The sequence below is a fragment of the Micromonospora sp. NPDC048909 genome (assembly GCF_040649635.1).
Taxonomy (GTDB): domain Bacteria; phylum Actinomycetota; class Actinomycetes; order Mycobacteriales; family Micromonosporaceae; genus Micromonospora.
The window spans coordinates 186745-208093 of the sequence record NZ_JBEZFU010000005.1; the positions used below are offsets into that span (position 1 = coordinate 186745).

18 protein-coding genes are annotated in these 21349 nt (G+C 73.4%); 9 read left to right on the top strand and 9 right to left on the bottom strand.

The genetic code is table 11. The features are described 5' to 3' along the window. Positions 1 to 161: 161 nt before the first annotated feature. The 6 genes from AB0C04_RS15905 to AB0C04_RS15930 all read left to right on the top strand — a co-directional run bounded on the left by AB0C04_RS15905 (position 162) and on the right by AB0C04_RS15930 (position 4997). On the top strand, positions 162 to 1088 hold the full coding sequence (locus AB0C04_RS15905) for a hypothetical protein (RefSeq protein ID WP_357054273.1): 927 nt from the start codon (positions 162 to 164) through the stop codon (positions 1086 to 1088). Beyond that, positions 1085 to 1540, top strand: coding sequence for an ABA4-like family protein (locus AB0C04_RS15910; protein ID WP_357054276.1), 456 nt, complete (start codon positions 1085 to 1087; stop codon positions 1538 to 1540). Before AB0C04_RS15905 ends, AB0C04_RS15910 begins: the two co-directional genes overlap by 4 nt. Positions 1541 to 1545: 5 nt before the next feature. Further along, entirely contained in the window at positions 1546 to 2820 is a 1275-nt protein-coding gene (locus AB0C04_RS15915; protein WP_357054279.1) for a histidine kinase, read from the top strand. After that, positions 2817 to 3443: a response regulator transcription factor gene (locus AB0C04_RS15920; RefSeq protein ID WP_357054281.1), complete on the top strand. Its 627-nt coding sequence runs from the start codon at positions 2817 to 2819 to the stop codon at positions 3441 to 3443. The genes AB0C04_RS15915 and AB0C04_RS15920 overlap by 4 nt, the downstream gene beginning before the upstream one ends. A gap of 151 nt (positions 3444 to 3594) precedes the next feature. Then, positions 3595 to 4164: a sigma-70 family RNA polymerase sigma factor gene (locus AB0C04_RS15925; protein WP_357054284.1), complete on the top strand. Its 570-nt coding sequence runs from the start codon at positions 3595 to 3597 to the stop codon at positions 4162 to 4164. 80 nt (positions 4165 to 4244) lie between these two features. Then, entirely contained in the window at positions 4245 to 4997 is a 753-nt protein-coding gene (locus AB0C04_RS15930) for a zf-HC2 domain-containing protein (RefSeq protein WP_357054287.1), read from the top strand. Positions 4998 to 5043: 46 nt separating this feature from the next. Here the strand turns inward: AB0C04_RS15930 and AB0C04_RS15935 are convergent, their stop codons facing one another. Together AB0C04_RS15935 and AB0C04_RS15940 are read right to left on the bottom strand one after the other, a co-directional pair. Further along, complete coding sequence (locus AB0C04_RS15935; RefSeq protein ID WP_357054290.1) at positions 5044 to 6405, bottom strand: hypothetical protein; 1362 nt, start codon at positions 6403 to 6405, stop codon at positions 5044 to 5046. A gap of 6 nt (positions 6406 to 6411) precedes the next feature. Then, positions 6412 to 6870 (bottom strand): hypothetical protein, encoded by a 459-nt coding sequence (locus AB0C04_RS15940; protein WP_357054293.1) that lies wholly within the window; start codon positions 6868 to 6870, stop codon positions 6412 to 6414. 102 nt (positions 6871 to 6972) lie between these two features. On the opposite strand from AB0C04_RS15940, the gene AB0C04_RS15945 reads away from it, so the two are divergent. Beyond that, on the top strand, positions 6973 to 7809 hold the full coding sequence (locus AB0C04_RS15945; protein WP_357054296.1) for a copper resistance protein CopC: 837 nt from the start codon (positions 6973 to 6975) through the stop codon (positions 7807 to 7809). A gap of 82 nt (positions 7810 to 7891) precedes the next feature. Then, positions 7892 to 10324: a glycoside hydrolase family 2 protein gene (locus AB0C04_RS15950; protein WP_357054299.1), complete on the top strand. Its 2433-nt coding sequence runs from the start codon at positions 7892 to 7894 to the stop codon at positions 10322 to 10324. A gap of 70 nt (positions 10325 to 10394) precedes the next feature. Here AB0C04_RS15950 and AB0C04_RS15955 read toward each other — a convergent pair whose 3' ends face one another. From AB0C04_RS15955 to helR, 5 genes are all read right to left on the bottom strand, one after another. Further along, positions 10395 to 11189, bottom strand: a complete 795-nt coding sequence (locus tag AB0C04_RS15955) for an ABC-2 family transporter protein (protein ID WP_357054302.1) — start codon at positions 11187 to 11189, stop codon at positions 10395 to 10397. Beyond that, entirely contained in the window at positions 11186 to 11986 is an 801-nt protein-coding gene (locus AB0C04_RS15960) for an ABC-2 family transporter protein (protein ID WP_357054305.1), read from the bottom strand. The genes AB0C04_RS15955 and AB0C04_RS15960 overlap by 4 nt, the downstream gene beginning before the upstream one ends. Beyond that, a complete protein-coding gene (locus AB0C04_RS15965; RefSeq protein ID WP_357054308.1) occupies positions 11979 to 12947 on the bottom strand; it encodes an ATP-binding cassette domain-containing protein in 969 nt (322 codons plus the stop codon). Before AB0C04_RS15965 ends, AB0C04_RS15960 begins: the two co-directional genes overlap by 8 nt. A 254-nt stretch (positions 12948 to 13201) precedes the next feature. Beyond that, positions 13202 to 14779, bottom strand: a complete 1578-nt coding sequence (locus AB0C04_RS15970; RefSeq protein WP_357054310.1) for an alkaline phosphatase D family protein — start codon at positions 14777 to 14779, stop codon at positions 13202 to 13204. 158 nt (positions 14780 to 14937) lie between these two features. Further along, positions 14938 to 17082 (bottom strand): RNA polymerase recycling motor ATPase HelR, encoded by a 2145-nt coding sequence (gene helR / locus AB0C04_RS15975; RefSeq protein ID WP_357055260.1) that lies wholly within the window; start codon positions 17080 to 17082, stop codon positions 14938 to 14940. 558 nt (positions 17083 to 17640) lie between these two features. Here helR and AB0C04_RS15980 point away from each other — a divergent pair. Further along, positions 17641 to 19995 (top strand): alkaline phosphatase family protein, encoded by a 2355-nt coding sequence (locus tag AB0C04_RS15980; protein ID WP_357054313.1) that lies wholly within the window; start codon positions 17641 to 17643, stop codon positions 19993 to 19995. On the opposite strand, the gene AB0C04_RS15985 is transcribed toward AB0C04_RS15980, so the two are convergent. Both AB0C04_RS15985 and AB0C04_RS15990 read right to left on the bottom strand, forming a co-directional pair. Beyond that, positions 19928 to 20509, bottom strand: coding sequence for a VTT domain-containing protein (locus AB0C04_RS15985; protein WP_357054316.1), 582 nt, complete (start codon positions 20507 to 20509; stop codon positions 19928 to 19930). The genes AB0C04_RS15980 and AB0C04_RS15985 overlap by 68 nt on opposite strands. Next, a complete protein-coding gene (locus AB0C04_RS15990; protein WP_357054319.1) occupies positions 20506 to 21267 on the bottom strand; it encodes an MBL fold metallo-hydrolase in 762 nt (253 codons plus the stop codon). The genes AB0C04_RS15985 and AB0C04_RS15990 overlap by 4 nt, the downstream gene beginning before the upstream one ends. Positions 21268 to 21349: the final 82 nt, after the last annotated feature.

Consider the following 21349-nt stretch of genomic DNA (forward strand, 5'->3'; position numbering starts at 1 on the left):
CTCCCGGTCCGGTCGACAGGCCGGCCATTGTGCCAGCGCCGACGAAGGGGTACGACCGCCTTTCCTCCTACCCAGGGAGGAGGTGGCGCTCGGACCACCGGCCGCAACCGGGGCTCGCGGTCGGACGCGATCGGCGGACGGGTTCACGAGCATCTACAGACATGACCATCGACCTGCGCCGGGCGGCACACTGGCACCGCCCACTGATGCTCTTCGTCGCCGCGATGGCGGTGCTCGCCGTCGTCTCCGCGGTCGGCGTTCTCGTCGACTCGCGCGTCCTCACCGGCGCGCCGATCTGGCTCAAGCCGTTCAAGTTCGCGGTGTCCTTCGTGGTGTACGGCACCACCCTCGCCTGGATGCTCTCGCTGCTGCCGCGGCGCAGCCGGATCGCGGAGTGGGCGGGCACGGTCATCGTCGCGATGGCGGTGATCGAGATGGCGCTGATCGTCGGGCAGGTGGTACGCGGCACGACCAGCCACTTCAACGACACCACCCCGCTGAACACCGCGCTGTTCGCGGCGATGGGTGCGTCGATCATGGTGCTGTTCCTCGCGCACTTCGTCATCGGGATCGTGGTGCTGCAACGGCGGATCGCGGACCGGGTCGCCGCGCGCGCGGTCGGGTGGGGGCTCGGCCTGTCCCTGCTGGGCATGCTGGCGGCGGTACCGATGGTGCTGCCCAGCCAGGATCCGGGGATCGAGGGCATCTCCGGGGCGCACAGCGTCGGGGTCGCCGACGGCGGGGCCGGGCTGCCGCTGGTCGGCTGGAGCACCACCGGCGGCGACCTGCGCATCGGGCACTTCGTGGGTCTGCACGCCCTGCAGGCGCTGCCGATCCTGGCGATCCTGCTGAACCGGTTCCTGACCCGGCTGGACGAGCGCGCCCGGGCGGGGCTGGTGGTCGTCGCCGGTGGGGCGTACGGCGTACTCACGGTCCTGTTGACCTGGCAGGCCCTGCGTGGACAGCCGCTGCTGCGCCCGGACGCGCTGACGCTGGCCGCGGTGGCGGCCCTGGTGCTCGCGACCGCGACCGCGGCGGCCCTGGTGGTGGCGCGCCGCCGCGACCCGGAACTGGCGCTGGCCGCATGACCACGACGTTGTTCACGCTGACGTTCGCGCTCGCCGCGCCCTTCTGGGCGCTGATGATCCTGCTGCCGCGCTGGTCGTGGACCGCTCGGATCGTCAGCTCGCCGCTGATCGTGCTGCCGGTCCTGGTGATCTACGCGCTGCTGGTGATCCCGGCCTACCGCGAGGTGCTGCCGGCTGTGCTCTCGCCCACCCTGGAGGGCGTGCGCGAGCTGCTCAGCAGTGCCGACGGCGCGGCAGCGGCCTGGGCACACCTGATCGCGTTCGACCTGTTCGCCGGCCGGTGGGCGTGGCTCGACAGCCGGGAACGGGGGGTACCGGCATTGATCATGGCACCGGTGCTGGTGCTGACGATCCTGCTCGGACCGCTCGGCCTGGCCGCCTACCTCGGGGTCCGGAGCCGGTGGCGACGGTCGTCGGCCGCTCGTACCCCCGAGCCGCAGCGCCTAGGCTGACCCCCGTGGGGTGGGCGGGACGGCTCTTCGACACGCGCGACGCGCTCGTGCGGATGGTGCTGCTCGACCTCAGCGGCCTGTGCTACCTGGCCTTCGGCAACCACGCCGGGCGCCCGCCCACGGCGACGCAGTGGATCCTCGCGGTGGTCGCGTTCGCCGCCGCGCTGGTGCTGCACCGCCGGCCGGTGGTCAACCTGGTGGCGCAGGCCGCGCTGCTGGCGGTCGCGATCCCGCTGGTCGACGACATCACGATCAACCAGGTGGGTGCCAGCTGGGCGCTGCTCGAGGTGACGATGCGGGCGCGCCGGGCGCGGACCATCTGGCTCTGCACCGCGCTGCTGGCCGTGGTCGACCTGACCGACTCGATCGGCGACCCGATCGGCCGGGTCGCCTCCGGCGTCTTCGGGCTGACCCTGGAGGTCGGTGTGCCGTTGCTGCTCGGCCTGGTCATCCGGACCAACCGGGAGCTCGGCCGGCAGGCGGTGCAGCGGGCTCAGGAGGAGCAGCGCCGGCGTGAGTCGGAGAGCCGGGCCGCGCGCGCCGACGAACGCAGCGCCATCGCCCGCGAGCTGCACGACGTCGTCGCGCATCACGTGGCGTCCATGGTGCTGCGCGTCGGCGTGGCCCGGCACGTGCTCACCGACCTGGAGCCGCGGGTGGGCGAGGTCTTCGACGACGTGCACGGCACGGGGACCGCCGCCCTGGCGGACCTGCGCCGGCTGGTCACGGTCCTGCGCGACCCCGACGGGGTACGCGGTGACGCGGCGCTGACCGCCATCGAGCCGTCGGCGCTCCCCGCGGCGCTGGGCGCGGCGGTCGATCGCGCCCGCCAGGCCGGTGTCACGGTGGAGACCGACATCGACCCGGCGATCGGTTCGCTCGACGCGGTTCGCGGCCTCGCGGTGTTGCGACTGACCCAGGAGGCGCTGACCAACGTGGCCAAGCATGCCGGCACGGCCGCGCTGGCCCGCCTGGTGGTCGCCGTGCGCGACGGGGCCCTGCACTGGGAAGTGGCGGACGACGGGCGCGGACGGGCGCCCGCGGCGGTGCCGCCCGGGGGCGGTCACGGCATCACCGGCATGCGTGAACGGGTCGAGGTGCTCGGCGGCCGGCTGGAGGCGGGCCCGGCCGGCGCCGGTTGGCGGGTCCGCACCGTCCTGCCGGCCCCGGTCGTCACCGCCGGCGCCGCGCCGGCGGCTGCTGCCGCCTCCCCCACCGCCGCGCCGGTCGCCCGCGGGCTCGACGCACCGTCCGGTTCGCCCGCGCCGGGGCCGGCATGATCCGCGTCCTGCTGGTCGACGACCAGCACCTCATCCGCGCCGGGCTGCGCATGCTCTGCGACGCCCAACCCGACATCGAGGTGGTCGGCGAGGCCGACAACGGCCGCGAGGCGATCTCCCTCGCCGCGCGGCTCCTGCCCGACGTCGTCGTGATGGACCTGCGCATGCCGGGCGTGGACGGGATCACCGCGACGAGCCGAATCCTCGCCGAACGCCCCGCCACCCGCGTGCTGGTGCTGACCACGTTCGGCGACGACGATCACCTCTATCCGGCGCTGACCGCCGGTGCGTGCGGGTTCCTGCTCAAGGACGCGCCCCCCGCCGACCTGCTCGACGGCATCCGTCGAGCCGCCGTTGGTGACAGCCCGTTCAGTCACGAGGTGCTGCAGCGCCTGGTCCAACGCGCGGTGCACGCCCGCGCCGAGGCGCCGCGGTCGGTGCAGGGGCTGACCGCCCGTGAGCAGGACGTGCTGGACCTGGTCGCCGATGGCCTGTCCAACGCGGAGATCGCCGACCGGTTGCACATCGGCGTCACCACGGTCAAGACTCACATCACCAACCTGATGGCCAAGACCGACAGCCCCAACCGGGTACGCCTGGCCCTGTTCGCCCGCGGCGCGTGACCCGCGCTGATCGATGCGATCCGGTCCCGGGCCGTAGCGGTGCGGCGAGGCGGGCGTCCCCGTTGCGGTACGCTTCCGGCCAGCTACTACTACGAGCTGTCGTGGCTGCCGTCGGTTCCGGCCGGGGAGCGGTCTCGGGCGGAGGTGCCGGATGGCGGACGACGACGCGGAGATCACCGCGTGGGCGCTGGCCGCCGGTCGGGGCGACCGGGAGGCGGCCGCCCGCTTCGTCCGGGCGACGCAGCAGCAGGCTCGGCGCTTCCTCGCCGGGCTGGTCTCCCCCGCCGAGGCGGACGACCTGACCCAGGAGACGTTCCTGCGGGCCGTGCGGGCGCTGCCGTCCTTCGCCGGTCGGTCGTCGGCGCGTACCTGGTTGCTGGCCATCGCACGCCGGGTCGCCGCCGACCACCTACGCAATGTGATGACTCGCCCGCGCACGGTGTGGATGCCGGACGGGTACGACACGCCGGACGTGTCGCGCAGCGGCTTCGACCAGCAGGTGGTGCTGGAACAGCTCGTCGCCGGCTTGCCGCCCGACCGGCGTGAGGCGTTCGTCGCCACCCAGGTCCTCGGCCTCTCCTACGCCGAGGCGGCCGAGGTGTGCGGCTGCCCGGTCGGCACCATCCGCTCCCGGGTGGCCCGCGCCCGGGAGGAGCTCGTCACCGCAGTGCGGAGCCGGTCCGGTTCCGGCGGGCGACGGGGCGGCGACGCGACCGGCTGAGCCCGGCGCGTCCCGGTTGACCTGCGTCGACCTACGGAAGTCGCGGGAACCAACGCCCGTTGCGCGGCGACTATCCGTACATGGGGTGTGAGCAGTGGCGCGAGATGCTGTCGGCGCAGTTGGACGGCGAGGAGACGGCCGCCGAGCGCGCGGCGGCGGAGACTCATCTGGCGGAGTGCCGGGAGTGCCGGACGTGGTTCGACCAGGCGGCGGCGGTGACCCGGCGGGCCCGGCTGTCGGTCAGCGTCCCTGGCCCGGACCTCACCGACGTCGTGCTGGGCGCGCTGCCCGCGCGGGCGCCACGCCGCCGCCAGCGCCTGGTGCTCACCCTCCGCGCCGCCCTGGGGCTGGTCGGGGCACTGCAGCTGCTGGTGGGGCTGGCCCAGATCGGCCGGGGCGCGACGGGTGCGCACGCCCACGCGGCGGCCGGCGCGCTGGCCTCCGGGCACCTGTGGCACGAGTCGGCGGCCTGGAACGTCGCCGTCGGCGCCGGGTTCCTCTTCGTCGCCACCCGGCGTACGCCGCCCACCGGTCTGGTGCCGATGTTGAGCGCGTTCGTCGCCACGCTGGTGCTGTTGTCGGTCAACGACATGGTGACCGGGCGGGTGGACACGAGCCGCCTGGTCAGTCACGGGTTCCTGGTCGCCGGCTACGCCATCGTCGTCGCGCTGTCCCGCCCGGGGCTGCGCCCGGGCGGGCCGGCCGAGCGGGACCGCTCCGGTGGCGCGCAGTGGCATCTGCCGGGCGAACCGCAGCCCGAACCGCCGGCGCTGCGGCTGCTTCCGTCGCCGTACCCCGGTTCCGCCCACGCCTCCGGCCGGCGTGCGGCCTGATCCCTCGCGAAGCAGGATCGAGCCTCGGCGGGACCGCCTCCGGCGCTCAGCCGGCGTAGAGCAGAAGCAGGCCGGCAACGGTGTAGGCGACCATCAGCGCCAGCATCGGCAGCTGTCCGGTGACCGCCCGGCGTCGGGGGAACAGGTGCAGCGCCCGGTCGTGGGCGAGCAGGGTGCCCAGCAGGTGGCCGAGGATGATGACGGTGATCTGCAGGGCGGCGACGCCGTCCGGGGTGATCAGGCCGGTGCGGGGTTCCCAGCCGGCGGTGCCCAGCCAGTCGGCGCCGGTGCCGAGTGGGTCGGAGAGCAGCGCGATCGTACGTTGCCCCTCGAGGATCAGCAGCGAGTAGTAGTGCGCGATGAGGTAGCCGACCGCGATCGGCACGATGGAGTGGGCCAGTTCGCCCGGCACCCGCCCGGGCGCGACCGGGTCCACGCCGCCGGCGGGCGGCGCTGCGGAACCGCCCAGGCCGGCGGCGCCGCGGGTGGCGGCCAGGTAGGCCAGGGCGACCGCGCCGATGACCACGATCAGCCCGCCGGTGCCGGTCACCACCGCCGGTAGCCCGCTCTCCTGACCGAACCGCAGCCAGCCGGGAGCGTTGGAGAGGCTGTCGAACATCGTCGAGCCGAGCAGGATGGTCACCACGGCGACGAGCCCGGGCTCCGGGCGCAGCCCGGCGATGCCGTCGAGCGGGTTGCGCCAGACGAGCGTGCCGTCGGCGGTGCGGCCGACCGGCGCGAGCCGGCCGACGAGCGCGCTGTACACCTCGAACGGGTCCGCGCGCGCGAACCAGTTCGCGCCGTAGAGCGCCGCACCGGCGAGCAGGAAGATGGTGTAGCCGACGAGCCAGGTGCCGATAACCGGCAGGGTGGCCCGCTCGGGCGCGGCCAGCTCCAGCCAGACGAACGCGAACAGCCCCACGGCCGCCGGCCACAACCCGACCGCGGACGGCACTGCGCGCAACCCCGCCTCCGGGTCACGACGGAACAGCCCGACGGCGACCAGATGCACCGTCCGCAGTGGGCTGACCGCCCGCCAGACCGGGCCGAGCAGAAGCGACGCGGGCACCAGACCCACCCAGACCAGCACGTAGAGAACGCCGGCGGTCGGGTTGTCCGGGGTGTCCGGGCCCCCGAGGAGACCGACGCAGAACCAGCCGGCCAGGAGCAGGCCGAGTCCACGCAGCACCCAGCGGGCGGCGGCGGCGTCGACGATCCGGGTGATCGGCGCGGGCACGGGCCGACCGGCCGTATCGCTGGCGTCCAGCCGGGGTTCGCGCCAGAGCACCCCCAACGCCAGGAAGGTGATCACCAGGGTGATCGCGGCGGCCACGACCAGCTGGGCCAGGGAGAGGGGCAGGTCCTGGCGCCCGCCGACGCCGTGGGCCAGCACGGAACGGGCGTCCACGGCGGGTCAGCGGACGACGAGCTGGAACAGCACCAGCTCGGTCTCGTGCGTCTCCACCTCGAACAGGCCCGTCCGGTCGGCGCGGAACTCCACCGACCCGGCCTTTCCGGCCGGCAGTCGGGCACCCAGGTCGTAGCCGTGCACGTGCAGCTCGTCGGGAACGTCCGAGGTGACCGTGATCCGCACCAGGTCACCCTTGGCGACGGTGACGCGGCCGGTCGGCGGGTCGACGCGGCGCTTGGCGACCGTCACCGTGATCTGCTTGTCGACCGGCGACGCGGCCGGCGTGGTGACCGCCGGAGTGGGTGAGGCGGCCGCCGTCGTCGTCGCGGCGGCGACGCTGGTGCTGGGGGCGATCGGGGACGCGGTGGCGGCCGGCTCGTCCGCGCCACCCCCACAACCGGTGAGCAGCAGGCTGGCGAGCGCGGCGGCGGCGATGGCGACGCCAGGGGTACGCACGGACACGGGCGGGCTCCGAACGACGCGAAGGGGCGGATGTCGATCTGACCGTCGGGATCATGAACCTTACGTCTTGTTCGACGTCCGGGGAATGACCATCATGAACGAATGCAATCGACGACGACCACTCTCCGTCACCTCCTGGCCCGGGCGGCGGCAACACTGGCCGTCGTGCTCGCCGGCGTCGTGCTGCCCGCCGCACCGGCGTCCGCGCACGGGCAGCTCGCCACCTCCACCCCGCTGACCGGCAGCGTGGTCAAGCAGCCGCTGACCGAGCTGAAGCTCTACTTCACCGAGAAGCCCGCGGCGAACGCCCATTTCACCATCAGCGGCCCGGGTGGAACCCGGGTGGACAGCAGCTGGTCCCCGGGGGAGCCGAAGCGCCTGGACAAGCCGGTCCAGGAGTACTTCCTGGTCAACGGCACCTTCGAACCCCGGCTCTACCACGTCGGGTTTCCCGCCGTGGTGTCGGTGGCGCACTGGCCGGCCACCGGCCGCTACACGGCGAGCTACCTCTCGGTGGCCTCGGACGGCGAACCGGTACGCGGCGCGGTCGCCTTCGACTACCGAGGTCCGACGACCTCGGCACCGGCCGGCTGGGTGCCACCGACCAACGAGCCCGCCCCCGAACTGCTCGCGATGATGGAGAGCGGCCACACCACGCCGGCCAGCCCCGCGACGGCCGGAACGCCGGCAACGGTGTCGGGCACCCCGGCCGCCCCCGGCGCGGCGACCTCGTCGTCCGGAGGCGGCATCGGGCCGTGGCTCGTGCCCGGCATCATCCTGGCCGTCGTCGCCGCCGTCGTCATCGTCGCCGCACGCCGCCGTCCCTCCCCCACGCCCGCCGCCAGGCGGGGGTCCCCCGCCACCGGCGCGCGGCGGCCCGCCAAGATGAGCGGGCGCACCGGCACCGCCGGCGCGAAGGGTCGCCCGCGCCGGCGCTGACGCGGGCCGCCGCGTCGAGGCGCTGGCGCGACCCGTACGGCTTCGGTTCGGACCAGGAGAAGGCGGTGACATCGTGATCCCGATGCACCATGGGTGGTTGCTGGAGGCGGTGCCCGGGCCGCAGGTCCCGGAGGGGATCGCCGGGCGCACGCTGCCGGCCGCCGTGCCCGGCTGCGTGCACAGCGACCTGCTCGCCGCCGGGCTGATCGCCGACCCGTTCCACGACGACAACGAGCGCGGGCTGGCCTGGATCGGGCGGACCGACTGGATCTACCGGACCACGTTCCGGCACGAGCCGGGTGCCGACGACCGGGTCGACCTGGTCTGCGCCGGACTGGACACGGTGGCCACGCTCACCCTCAACGGCGTCGAGGTCGGGCGCACCGAGAACATGCACCGCGGCTACCGGTTCGACGTCCGGTCACTGCTGCGACCCGGGGACAACACCCTGGTCGTACGGTTCGACTCCGCCTACCGCTACGCCGAGGCGCACCAGGACCGTCTCGGCGACCGGCCGAACGCCTACCCGGAGCCGTTCCACTTCATCCGGAAGATGGCCTGCAACTTCGGCTGGGACTGGGGACCCACGATGGTCACCGCCGGCATCTGGCAGGAGATCGGCCTGCACACCTGGTCCACCGCCCGGTTGGCGACCGTACGGCCGCTGGTGACGCTCGACGGCGCCGACGGGCGGGTGGAGCTGCGCGTCGAGATCGAGCGGGCGTCCGGCGAGCCGGTGACCGTCCGGGCGGCGGTGGCCGGCGTGACCGTCGACGCGACGATCCCGGCCGGCGAGGTCGCGACCGAGCTGACCCTCAGCGTCCGCGAGCCGGCGCGCTGGTGGCCGCGCGGGTACGGCGAGCAGGCCCGCCATTCGCTGGAGGTGACCCTGCTCGGGCCGGGCGGCCGAACGCTGGACAGCTGGTCCCGACGGATCGGCTTCCGCTCGGTACGCCTGGACACCGCGCCCGACGCGCACGGCTCGCCGTTCGCACTGCACGTCAACGACGTGCCGGTCTTCGTCCGCGGCGTCAACTGGATCCCGGACGACGTCTTCCCGACCCGGATCACCCGCGGGCGACTCGCCGAGCGGCTGGGCCAGGCCGCGGCGGCGAACGTCAACCTGCTGCGGGTCTGGGGCGGCGGCCGCTACGAGTCCGACGACTTCTACGACCTCGCCGACGAGCTGGGGCTGCTGGTGCAGCAGGACTTCCTCTTCGCCTGCGCCGCGTACCCGGAGGAGGAGCCGTTCGGCGCCGAGGTCGAGGCGGAGGCGCGGGAGCAGGTGACCCGGCTGGCCGCCCACCCCAGCCTGGTGCTCTGGACGGGCAACAACGAGAACATCTGGGCCTGGCACGACTGGGACTGGCAGGAGCCGCTCGCGGGGCGCAGCTGGGGGCGCGGTTACTACCTCGAACTGCTGCCCCGGATCGTCGCGGAGCTGGACCCGACCCGACCGTACTGGCCGGGCAGCCCGTGGTCGGGCGGCGAGGACGTGCACCCGAACGACCCGGCGCACGGCACCACGCACATCTGGGACGTGTGGAACACCCACGACTACACCCGCTACCGGGCCTACCTGCCCCGGTTCGTCGCCGAGTTCGGCTACCAGGCGCCCCCGGCGTACGCCACGTTGCGCCGGGCACTGTCGGACGAGCCGCTGGCCCACGACTCCCCCGGGATGGCGCACCACCAGAAGGCCGCCGACGGCGACGCCAAGCTCCAGCGCGGACTGGACGCCCACCTGCCCGCGCCGCGCGACTTCGACGACTGGCACTGGCTCACCCAACTCAACCAGGCCCGGGCCATCCAGCTCGGGGTGGAGCACTTCCGGTCGCACCGGCCGGTCTGCATGGGCACCATCGTGTGGCAGCTCAACGACTGCTGGCCGGTCACCTCCTGGTCGGCCGTGGACGGAGACGGCCGCCGCAAACCGCTCTGGTACGCGCTGCGCCGCGCGTACGCCGACCGGCTACTCACCGTGCAGCCTCGCGGCGAGGGGCTGGCCCTGGTCGCGGTCAACGACGGGCCCACCGACTGGCGGGCCAGCGCGGCGGTGACCCGGCTGACCCTGACCGGCGAGCCACGGGCGAAGACCTCGCTGGAGTTGGACGTGCCCGCGTACTCCTCGGTCACCCTGGCCCTGCCCGCGGAGCTGGCCCGACCCGACGAGGCCCGGCACGAGCTGTTGGTCGCCGACGCCGGGGAGCCCGCCGGGCGGGCGCTCTGGTTCTTCACCGAGGACAAGGAGACCGCCTGGCAGCCGGCGGCGTGGGACGCGGTGGTCGAGCCGATCGGCGACGGCCGACGGGTCCGCATCACCGCCCGCACGGTACTGCGCGACCTGACGCTCTTCCCCGACCGGCTCGACCCGGCCGCGACCGTGGACGACGCCCTGGTCACCCTGCTACCCGGTGAGTCCGCCACCTTCACCGTGCGGGCGCGCGCCGCGCTGGACCCGGCGGCGCTCACCACCCGACCGGTGCTGCGCTGCGTCAACGACCTGGTCGCTTAGGAAGGTCGAGTCGAGCACTCGTGGATCCACTTTGCGCAGCGGGTCCGCCGTGCCGCTGGTGCGCGTGCGGCTAGGCGCTGGCGCCGGCGTAGGAGCGCAGGGAGCGCCGCCAGGCCAGCGTGGCCAGGACGACCGCGCCGGCCGCCACCGCCGGGGAGAGCAGCAGGAGGTACGCGTCGAGCCGGCCCAGCAGCGCCGCCGCGGGGTACGTCGTGAGGAAGGCAACCGGCACCACCGTGAGGACGGTCTGTACCGGATTGCGGTACAGATCCACCGGGAAGCGTGACAACTCGACGAAGGCGAAGCCGACCCGGTCGAGTTCGTCGGCGGCGACCAGCAGCACCGCGAGGGCCATCAACGCCAGGGTCAAGGCGTACATCAGCAGCATGGCGCAGACCAGCAGCAGCAGGAACGCGGCCAGCGGGGCCACCGACACGCCGCGCCCGGACAGGCCGACCCCGACGGCGGTCAGGACCAGACCGAGCACCGGGTCGAGCAGGTTGTTGACCCGCAGGTGCCGCAGGCTGACCAGCAGCTGCGCGTCGAACGGCTTGGTGAGCAGGAAGTCGAGGGTGCCCTGGCGCACGTACTCGGTCATCCGCTCCAGGTTGGGCTGTAGCAGCGCCTGGCGTAGGCCGTTGAGGGCGAAGAACAGGCCGATGACCACGAGCACCTCGGCGTGGGTCCACCCGGCCACGGCACCGGTGAACCGGAAGTAGACCGACGCGCCCGCCGCCGCCCACAGCAGCCAGAACGTGCTCAGCGCGACGTTGGAGAGGAAGTTGAGCCGGTACTCCACCTCGCTGGCGAACGCCGCCCGCCAGCAGATCCCTAGGATCCGCGCCTGCCGGGTCCACCCGCTCACCCGGCCACCGCCTGGTAGCGGCGTACCCCGTGGCGCCAGGCGACCCGGTACAGCAGGGCGAAGGCGGCGAGCCAACCGAGCCCCACCGCGAAGCCGTACCCGGTCTGGGCGGCGTCGAGGCGGCCCATCAGCAGCTCCACCGGGAACCCCATCGCGGTGCGGAACGGCAGCATCAGCGCGGCCGTACGCAACCAGTCGGGCATCAGCGCCAGCGGTGCGATCCATCCCGAGGCGAACGAGCCCAGGCCCCACCACAGCAGCCACGCATTGGCCGTCTGGGTACTCCAGAACCCGATCAACGCGAACGTCGACGCCATCAGCAGGCTGACCGCGTACGCCAGGGCCATCGCGGCGGCCACGGCGGCGACCCGGCCGGGACTGACCGGGTAGTCGAGGCCCGGCACCAGCAGCGCGGCGAGTACCAGCGCCGGCACGAGCACCGTCAGGAACACCACCCGCTGGCCGAGGTCACCGGTGGCGTACTGATGGAAGGGGTGCACCGGGCGTAGCAGCCGCACGGACAGGTCGCCGCTGCGCATGTCGGCGTCCCACTGCCACACGACGCGGTCACCCGTGAGGTTCCACATCAGGGTCGCCGCGGCGTAGTAGGACAGGAAGTCGCCGGTGCTCCAGCCCGCCGGTGGCCCACCCTCGGCGACGACGGTGAGCCACACGGCCAGCATCAGCAGCGGGAAGAAGGCGGTGAGAACCGACAGCGCGACCCGGCCCCGGTAGGTGGTCGCTACCAGCGTCGCGCTGCGCACCAGCGAGGGGTAGGCGGTGAGGACCTCACGCATGGGCGAAGACCGCACGGATGATGTCCTCCACGGGCGGGTCCTCGATTGCCACGTCCTCGACGGGCAGGGTGCTCAACAGCCGGGCGGCGATTGCCGCCGTCTCGGCGCGCGGCACGGCGAGGGTGACCACGGCGCCGTCCACCGAGGAGACCTCGCCCAGGTCCGCCCAGGTCCGCGCCGGCACGGCCTCCCGCAGGGTGACCCGGACCAGCCGGTGCGGCGAGTGGGCCTCGACCAGCGCGGCGAGGTCGCCGTCGAAGCGCAGCGTGCCGCGGTCGATGACCAGCACTCGCCGGGCCAGCGCGGTCACGTCACCCATGTAGTGACTGGTGAGCAGTACGGTAGCGCCATGCCGGGCGTTGTAGTCGCGCAGGAACATCCGTACCGCCGCTTGGCCGTTGACGTCCAGGCCGAGGGTCGGCTCGTCGAGGAAGAGCACGTCCGGTCGGTGCAGCAGCGCGGCGGCCAGCTCGCAGCGCATCCGCTCGCCGAGGCTGAGCACCCGCACCTGTTTGTTGAGCAGCGGTTCGAGGCCCAGCAGGGCGACCAGCTCGTCGAGCGCCGACTGGTACGGGCCGACGGCCAGACCGTAGATCGCCCGGTTGACCTCGAATGCGTCGGCGGCGGGCAGATCCCAGAACAGGGAGTTCCGCTGGCCCATGACCAGCGAAATCCGGCGCAGGAACGCCGACTCCCGGCGGTGTGGGGTGTGCCCGAGCACCCGCACGGTACCGGCGGTGGGATGCAGTAGACCGGTCAGGCATTTCAACGTGGTCGTCTTGCCGGCGCCGTTGGGGCCGAGGAAGCCGACGACCTCGCCAGCGGGGATCGTGAAGCTGACCCGATCGACTGCGCGAACGGTGACGTGCTCGCGCCGCACGAGGGAGCGGAGCGCGGCGCGCAGCCCGGGTTGTCGCCGGTGCACCCGATAGTGCTTCGCCAGATCGCGCACCTCGATCATCCACCGACCCTAGTGCGAGGCGCACCGCGATCGATATCGAATATTGCGGCCCGGCTCCGACCGGCGCAGTTGACCGACGACCGGCTGGTCCGGCGGGCGCTGGCGGTGATCACCACCGAGGCCAGGCCGAGCATCGGGGGCCTGATCTGGGGCGAGGCAGCCGCGAAGAAGAGGTGACACCGCCCGTGGCCACCGGCAGCGAACGCCCCCTCCGCCCGGTCAACGGGCGGAGGGGGCGCAGGATCGCGGGTCGGTCAGGCCGACACGTGCGCCACCCCGGGCCGGCCGCTCTGCACGTGGACGCGGGCTCGCGTCGAGATCGGGGCGCCCGGGGCGTTGACGAACGGTACGACCCGGTAGTCGGTGTGCATCTCGTGCCGGCCGAGATGGCACACCTGGTAGCCACGCTGGGCGTTGTGGAACTTCATGTGCGGGTTCTCGGCCAGCCAGGTCACCCCGAGCTGGTCCATGTCCGCGCCGTTGCCACCCGAGCTGATCGCGGTTCCGAGGAACTCGGTACCGATCGTGCGCGAGGCCGGGTCGGCGAAGTTCAGCTTGAGATCGGCGGCCACACTGCGATGCGCGTCGCCGGTGATGATGAGGAAGTTCTCGACGCCCCGGCTCGCCACACCGTCGAAGAGCCGCTGGCGCGCCGCCGCGTACCCGTCCCAGGTGTCCATCCCGAAGGTCTCGGGCGCGCCGGCGGTGTGGTCGGCCTCCATGGCGAAGATCTGGTTGCCGAGCACGTTCCACCGTGCGGTGGACGCGCCGAGGCCGGCCAGCAGCCAGGCCTCCTGCTTGGCGCCGAGCATCTGCCGGTTCGGGTCCCAGCGCAGCGACTGGTCGGTGAGCTGCTGGTCGCGGAACCGCCGGGTGTCGAGCACGTCGAGCTGCAGCAGATCGCCGAACTTCAGCCGCCGGTAGACCTGCATCTCCGGGCCCCGCGGCATCGACGACGCGCGCAGCGGCAGGTTCTCGTAGTAAGCCTGGTAGGCGGCGGCACGGCGGAGCCGGAACACCGCCGGATCCTGGTCCGGCTCGGTGTCCGGCTGCGAGTGGTCGCCGGCCCAGTTGTTCTCCACGTCGTGGTCGTCCGGGGCGACCACCCAGGGCGCGGTCGCGTGCGCGGCCTGCAGGGCCGGGTCGAGCTTGTACTGGGAGTAGCGGATCCGGTAGTCGGTCAGGGAGAACGTCTCCGCCGCCGGGAGGTGCGCCCGGCCGATCGAGCCGGCACCGCCGCCCTCGTAGATGTAGTCGCCGAGGTGGACGACCAGGTCCAGATCCTCGCGGGCCAGGTGCTCGAACGCGGTGAAGTAGCCGTCGGTGTAGGCCTGGCAGCTCGCGAAGGCGAAGGTCAACGACTGGAGAGCGGCCCCGGGGCGCGGGGCGGTGCGGGTCCGGCCCACCGGGCTGACCTGGTCGGCGACCCGGAACCGGTACCAGTACTCGCGATCCGGCCGAAGGCCGTGCACCTCCGCGTGCACCGAGTGCCCCCACTCGGCCGTGGCGCGTTCCACGCCGCGGCGCACCACCCGGCGGAACCGCTCGTCCTCCGCCACCTCCCACCGCACCTGCACCGCGCGGTCGGGCATCCCCCCGAGCCCGTCGAGGGCGAGCGGGTCCGGCGCCAGGCGGGTCCAGAGCACGACGCCGTCCGGCATCGGATCGCCGGAGGCGACACCGAGCTTGAACGCGTAGCCGGTCAGGGTGATCCGGTCGGTCGAGGCGGACGTCGCCGAAGCCGGCTCGGCGGCGAGGATCGCCGCACCCGCGGCGACACCACCCAGGGCGAGGAAGTGACGGCGGGGCAGCATCGGTGGTGACTGCGACATGGCGGGTGCCTTCCGGACGGCGGTCGATCTTGGCGTTGTCCCGATCCCAACTGTCCGATGTGACACCCGCCGAAATGCGCGATGAACGGCGCCGATCATGAGCGGGTCGATCGGTTCACCGGGGCCGCGCTCGGCGGCGACCCCGGTGTCGACCGACGTCAGGAACTGGTGAGGATGACGAGTTGCTGGGTCGCCCGGGTCATCGCGACGTAGCGGTCCACCGCTCCTTCGATGCCCTCGCCGAACGCCTCGGGGTCGACGAGGACGACCAGGTCGAACTCGAGCCCCTTCGCCAGCTCCGGGGTCAGCGACCGGACGCGGGACGTCGCCTGGAAGGTGGCCTCGCCGATGACGCAGGCGATCCCCTCGGCGTGCTCGGCGAGCCAGGTGTCGAGGATCGAGCCCAGCTCCGAGGCGGATCCGCGCACGACGGACCGGCCGCTGCTGCGGATGGACGTCGGCACGTTGGCGTCGGAAAGCACGGCCCGGATGACCGGCGCGGCTTCCGCCATGACCTCTTTCGGCGTCCGGTAGTTGATGCTCAGCGCGGCCAGGTCGATCCGGTCCAGCCCGATCCGCCGGAGCCGTTCCTGCCACGACTCCGGGAACCCGTGCCGGGCCTGGGCGCGGTCCCCGACGATGGTGAAGCTGCGGGACGGGCAGCGCAGCAGCAACATCTGCCACTCCGCGTCGGTCAGCTCCTGAGCCTCGTCGACGACGATGTGCGCGAACGGGCCGGCGAGCCGGTCCGGATCGGCGTCGGGCAGTCCGGCCTCGTCGACCAGGGCGTCCCGCAGGTCCTGCTGATACAGCATCGTCATCAGGCCTTCGCCGTCGTCGTACGCGTCGGATGCGATCAGGTCGTCGACGACCCGGGCCATCTGCTCGCGCTGGACGGCGACGGCCGCCTCGCGCCGATGCCGGCGTCGGGACGCCTCCGCGTCGCCGAGCCGCTGCCGCGCCGCGTCCAGCAGCGGCAGGTCGGAGACCGTCCAGGCCCGGGCGTCGCCGCGTTGCAGCTTTCGGACCTCGTCGGGGCTGAGCCAGGGAGCGCACTTGCGCAGGTAGGCGGGGACCGAGAACAGATCCGCGACGAGGTCGGCCGCGTCGAGCAGCGGCCAGGCCCGGTGGAAGGTCGTGAGCAGCTCCCTGTTGCGCAGCAGCGACCTGCGGATCAGGTCCTCCGGCTCGTCGCCGTCGTACTTGTTCAGCAGGATCGTGAGCAGCTCCGCCCAGATCTCGTCCCGCGCCTCGTTGTGCGGGGTGCCCGGCCCCGGCGCGTCGAACGCCTCGGCCCAGTCGTCGGCGCTCAGCCGGAGATCGGACTCGTCGGTCGCGACCGTCATCGGTTTGGCCGGCGGCTCCTCGTAGAACCTGACGGCCGCTTCGATCGCCTTGACCAGGTTTGCGGACGACTTCAGCAAAGCCACCTCCGGGTCGGTCTCGATGCTTGCCGCGGCGCCCTCGGGGACGAGGTCCCGCAGCGTGCAGGTCTGCACGTCCTCCTCGCCGAGGCTGGGCAGGACGTCGGCGACGTACGCGAGATAGGGCTGGTGCGGGCCGACGAACAACACCCCACCCCGACGGTGGCGCAGCCGCGGGTCGGCGTAGAGGAGGTAGGCGGTGCGGTGCAGCGCGACGACGGTCTTCCCGGTGCCCGGACCGCCGTCGACCACGAGCGCGCCGCTCGATCCCCCGCGGATGATGGCGTCCTGGTCGGCCTGGATGGTGCCGAGCACGTCCCGCATCCGGGCCGAGCGGTTGCCGCCCAGGCTGGCGATGAAGGCGGACTGGTCGTCGAGCGCGGCGTGCCCTTCCAGCCCGTCCGCGGTGAACACCTCGTCCCAGTAGTCGCTGATCCGGCCGCGGGTCCAGCGATACCTACGGCGGCTTGCCAGCCCCATCGGGTTGGCGTGGGTCGCTCCGAAGAACGGCTCCGCCGCGGGAGAGCGCCAGTCGAGCAGCAGCCGACGACCGGCGTCGTCGGTGAGGCCGAACCGTCCGACGTAGACGGGTTCGGCGTCGTCCGCGCTGACCATGCGTCCGAGGCAGAGGTCCAGGCCGAAGCGGCGCAGGGCGCGCAGGCGGCCGGTCAGCCGGTGGATCTCCTCGTCCCGGTCCATCGCCCGCCGGCCGATACCGCCGGGCTCCTTGCGCGCGGCATCGAGCTGGCCCGACAGCTCGGCGATCGACCGCTCGAGGCTCTCCGCGACGGCCGCGAAGTGCTGCTCGTCGGCGGTGATCAGCCTCGGATCGGCCTTGGCCGAGAGGTTCTCGGGCAGATCAAACGCGCTGGTGGTCAGCGGGTTCACGTCATCAGCTCCGATCTCGGGCCGCCTGCGGCGGCCGTTTGTTCTCGTCTCCGCGGTGCTGGCTCGGCAATCCCGCGTGTTCACGCGGACGCTGCGGGTCGTTCTCTGCTGACCGGGTCGAGTGGCAACTTCGCGGCCACCGTCGTCCCCACCGGCCCCAAACGTCGACAACACCATGCGTACTTCGCAACTCCCCCGTTTTTGCAGGTATCTGACCTCGGCCAGCGATTCTGCGGCACGACCCGGGTCTTGCCGCAAGCCCCCGGGTGGGCTATACCTTGAAAGTGGAGGGGAGCAGGTCGCCCCTCCCTTCGACCGTCAGCTGGACGGAAACCCTCTTCGCAACGCGCGCCGCGCCGCGTACGCCGCTTCGGCCGGCCCAGGAGTGATCTCACCTCGGTCCATACCTGCGGTGGCGGAACCGGGCGTGCCGCGCCGAGCGCCCGCGCCGCAGGACACACCGGCCGTCGCCGCAGCGATCTTGGTGGGCCGGGTGTGGCATTGTGGCGAGCTATGAAGCCGCAGGTGGATGGCGAGGCGCGGCGCGTGATGCCCCAGCCCCTGCGGGTCGCCGTACGGATGCTGCGCGAGTACCGGCCCACCGTCGCGCGGGTCCGGGCGCTGGTCCGCAGCATGGCGACCTCGTTCGTGGTGCTCACCACGACGCTGTGGCTGCTGCCCGGGGTCACCGCCAGCGGCCTGGTCGCGATGCTGTGGCTGGTCGCCCTGGTCACCGGCGTCGGCGCGGTGCTGCGCCCGCTGCTGCTGGCGCTGGCCACCGCGCTCGGCGGGCTCTGGGCGCTCGCCATCGGCGTAGGCGTGCAGGCCGTCGTCATGTACGTGGCATTACGTCTCGACCCCGAGGCGCACGTGGCCGGGTTCGCCGTCGCCTTCGTCGCCGCGTGGCTCGCCGTGGCGCTCGCCGCGATCGTGAACTGGCTGGCCGACGCCGGCACCGACGACACGTTCGTCAGCGAGATGCTGCGGCTGATGACCCGGGTACGGCGTGCGCCGGAGCGGCGCCGGAGGATGACCTGGCGACGCCGCCGGCCCGGCGACGCGGGCCCGTCAGCTGACGAGCAGCCCGCGGACGGCGTGCTCGTCATCCAGCTCGACGGTGTGGCCGCACCGTTGGTGCAGTGGGCGGTGCGGGCCGGAAACCTTCCCACCATCGGCCGGTGGCTGCGCTCCCGCAGCCACCGGATGACCCGCTGGCACACCGGCCTGCCGGCCACCACGCCGGCGGCGCAGGCGGGTCTGCTGCACGGCGAGATTCGTCGGGTGCCGGCCTTCCGCTGGTACGAGAAGGCGACGGTGAGCAGCGACGGCACGCGCTCGCCCGGCCGGCTGATGGTGACCAGCCGGCCCCGGGACGCCGCCGAGATCGAGCAGCGCCTGTCGACCGGTCACGGGCTGCTGCGCGACGGCGGCGTGAGCATCAGCACCGCCTTCTCCGGCGACGCCCCCACCAGCCTGCTCACGGTGAGCCGCGCCGGGCTGCCAGGGCGGTCCAACCCCGGCTACGCGACCTTCATGACCAGCCCGTACGGCTTCGCCCGCGCGGTCGTGCTGGGCGCCGGGCAGCTGCTCCGTGAGCTGCACGAGGGTCGGCGACAGCGGATCCGCGGCGTGCAGCCCCGGGGGGATCGCGGCGGCTCCTACCTGGCGCTGCGTCCGCTGGCGAGCCTGCTCAACGACCTCAACGTGTCGCTCATCGCCGAGCAGATGGCCCGCGGCGCGCCGGTGATCTTCTGCGACTTCGTCGACTACGACGAGGTGGCCCACCACGCCGGACCAGCCCGCCCGGAGGCGATGGCGGCCCTGGAGGCGCTCGACCACACGCTCGGCATCCTGCAGCGGCTGGCGGCCGAGGCGGGGCGGCGCTATCACCTCGTCGTGCTGAGCGACCACGGGCAGAGCCAGGGCGCCACGTTCCGGCAGCGGTACGGCGAGTCGCTGGCGCAGGTGGTCGCCCGGCTCGCCGCCCCGGCGGTGCGCCCACCGGCCCCCGCCGACCCGACGGACGCGACCCCGGTCACGGCGAGCGCCGAGGCCGCCGGTCGCGTCGAGCAGTGGGGCCGGGTCAACACGTTGCTCACCGAGGTGGCCGGCCGCGGCGGAATGACCGGCGCCGCGACACGGGCGGCGGTGCGGTCGCACTCGGTCGGTGGTGAGGTCGCCCTCGGGCCGGCCGCGCGGGAGCAGGAGGAGGCCGCCCGCACCGACCCGCAGACCGTGGTGGTGGCGTCCGGCAACCTGGCGATGATCTACCTCGCCCGGCATCCGGGCCGGCTGGTCCGGGAGCGGATCGACACCGTCGTCCCGGGGCTGATCGACGGCCTGAGGGCGCATCCGGGCGTCGGGGTGGTCGTCGTCGACTCCGCCGCCGGTCCGGTGGCGCTCGGGCCGCGCGGTGAGCACCGGCTGCGCGGCGGGCAGGTCGAGGGCGACGACCCGCTGGCGCCGTACGGCGCGCGAGCGCGCCAGGATCTGCTGCGGCACCAGGAGATGGACCACGTCGGCGACCTGGTGGTGATCAGCGTCGTGGACCCGAGCCTGGAGGAGGTGGCGGCCTTCGAGGAGCTGGTCGGCTGCCACGGTGGGCTGGGCGGCTGGCAGACCGAGGCGCTGCTCATCCATCCCGCCGACTGGCCGCAGGACGGCGAACTGGTCGGCCCGGAGGCCGTACACGCCCAGTTGCTCGGGTGGCTGCGCCGGCTCGGCCTCCGCCAGAGCGACGAGGACGCCGACGACGCGCCGCGCGGCCACGCGCCCCGCGCAACGGACGACCACGCGGACCACGATCGGGGCGGGCGCTCAGGTGCGCGGCTGCCGGCTATGGCGTCACCGGTGGATGAGCCGGCGCGCTCCGGCGTCGGCCCATCCAGCTCAGCCCCTGGCTGACCAGCACGACGAGCAGGACGGCGGCGACCACGCTCTGCCACGGTTCGGGAAAGACGGCGCGCCCGAGCACGCCGATCGCGGCGTAGAAGGCCGACCAGGCGAGGCTGGCCGGCGCGTTGGCGATGGCGAAGCGTCGCGAGGTCAGCCCGGCCACCGCCGCCGCGAGCAGCACCGGAAGCCGGCCGCCCGGGATCAGTCGGGACACCAGGAGCATCGAGACACGGCCTTCGCGTACGCGCGCCGACAGCCGCTCGAAGCGTTGCGGTCCGCGTAGCAGGTGCAGCCGTCGGGCGATGCGCTCGCCGCCCCAGTCGAGCAGCAGGTAGGTCGCCAGGTCGCCCACGTACGCCCCGAGGGCGCCGGCCAGCACGACGAGGGCCACGGTCGGCAGGTCCTGGTGCGCGGCGAGGGCGGCGGCGCCGCTGACCGCGGCGCCGGTCGGCACCACCGGGACCACCGCCCCGAACATCACGACCAGGGCCAGCCAGCCCAGCGCGCCGAGGGACGCCGTCATGGCCGCGGAATCGTCAACGACTCGCCCGGGCTCAACACGCGTACCCGGGTGCCGGGGGCGATCGCCCTGGCGTGGCCGGCGAAATCGTCTCCCGGCTGGCGGAACAGCTCCGGGCGGAGCCGGTCGCAGCCGACCGGCCAGAAGGTGCCGAAGTGGATGGGTACGGCCCAGGCCGCCGCCGCCCGGCGCACCGCCTCGGCCGCGCCCGCCGGGTCGAGGTGGCCGGGGCCGAGGGTGGGCCCCCACCCGCCCACCGGGACCAGTGCCAGGTCGACCGGTCCCAGCTTGGTCATCTCGTCGAAGAGGCCGGTGTCTCCGGCGAACCAGGTGCTGGCCTGACCCTCCACCAGGTAGCCCAGCGCCGGCGCCCGGTGCCGGGACCAGGGCCCCCGCCCGGGATGGTGGGCGGCGGGTACGGCGGTGACGGTGAGCTGCCCGATGGTGGTCCGGTCACCGGCCGCCAGTTCGACGCACCGGCCGGCGGTGCCGCCCAGTGCCTGACGGACGAGGCGTCCCGCGCCGGCCGGGACCACCAGCGTGGTGTGCTCGGGCAGTCGGCGCAGCGACGCGAAGTCCAGATGGTCTGCGTGCAGGTGCGACACGAGGACCGCGTCCGGGGCGCCGGGCAGCTGCGGGACGGACCCGCGGCGCCGACGCAGGTGCGCGAGACGGTTACGCAGCAGGGGGTCGGTCAGCAGCCGGGTGCCGGAGTCCTCGATCCACACAGTGCTGTGCCCGTACCAGGTCAGCTGGAGCACACCGCCACCCGCGCCGCGTCTGTCACGTCTGCCACCGTATCCGGCGCCGCGGCGGCGGCACGAGGACGCCCACGCCGGTACG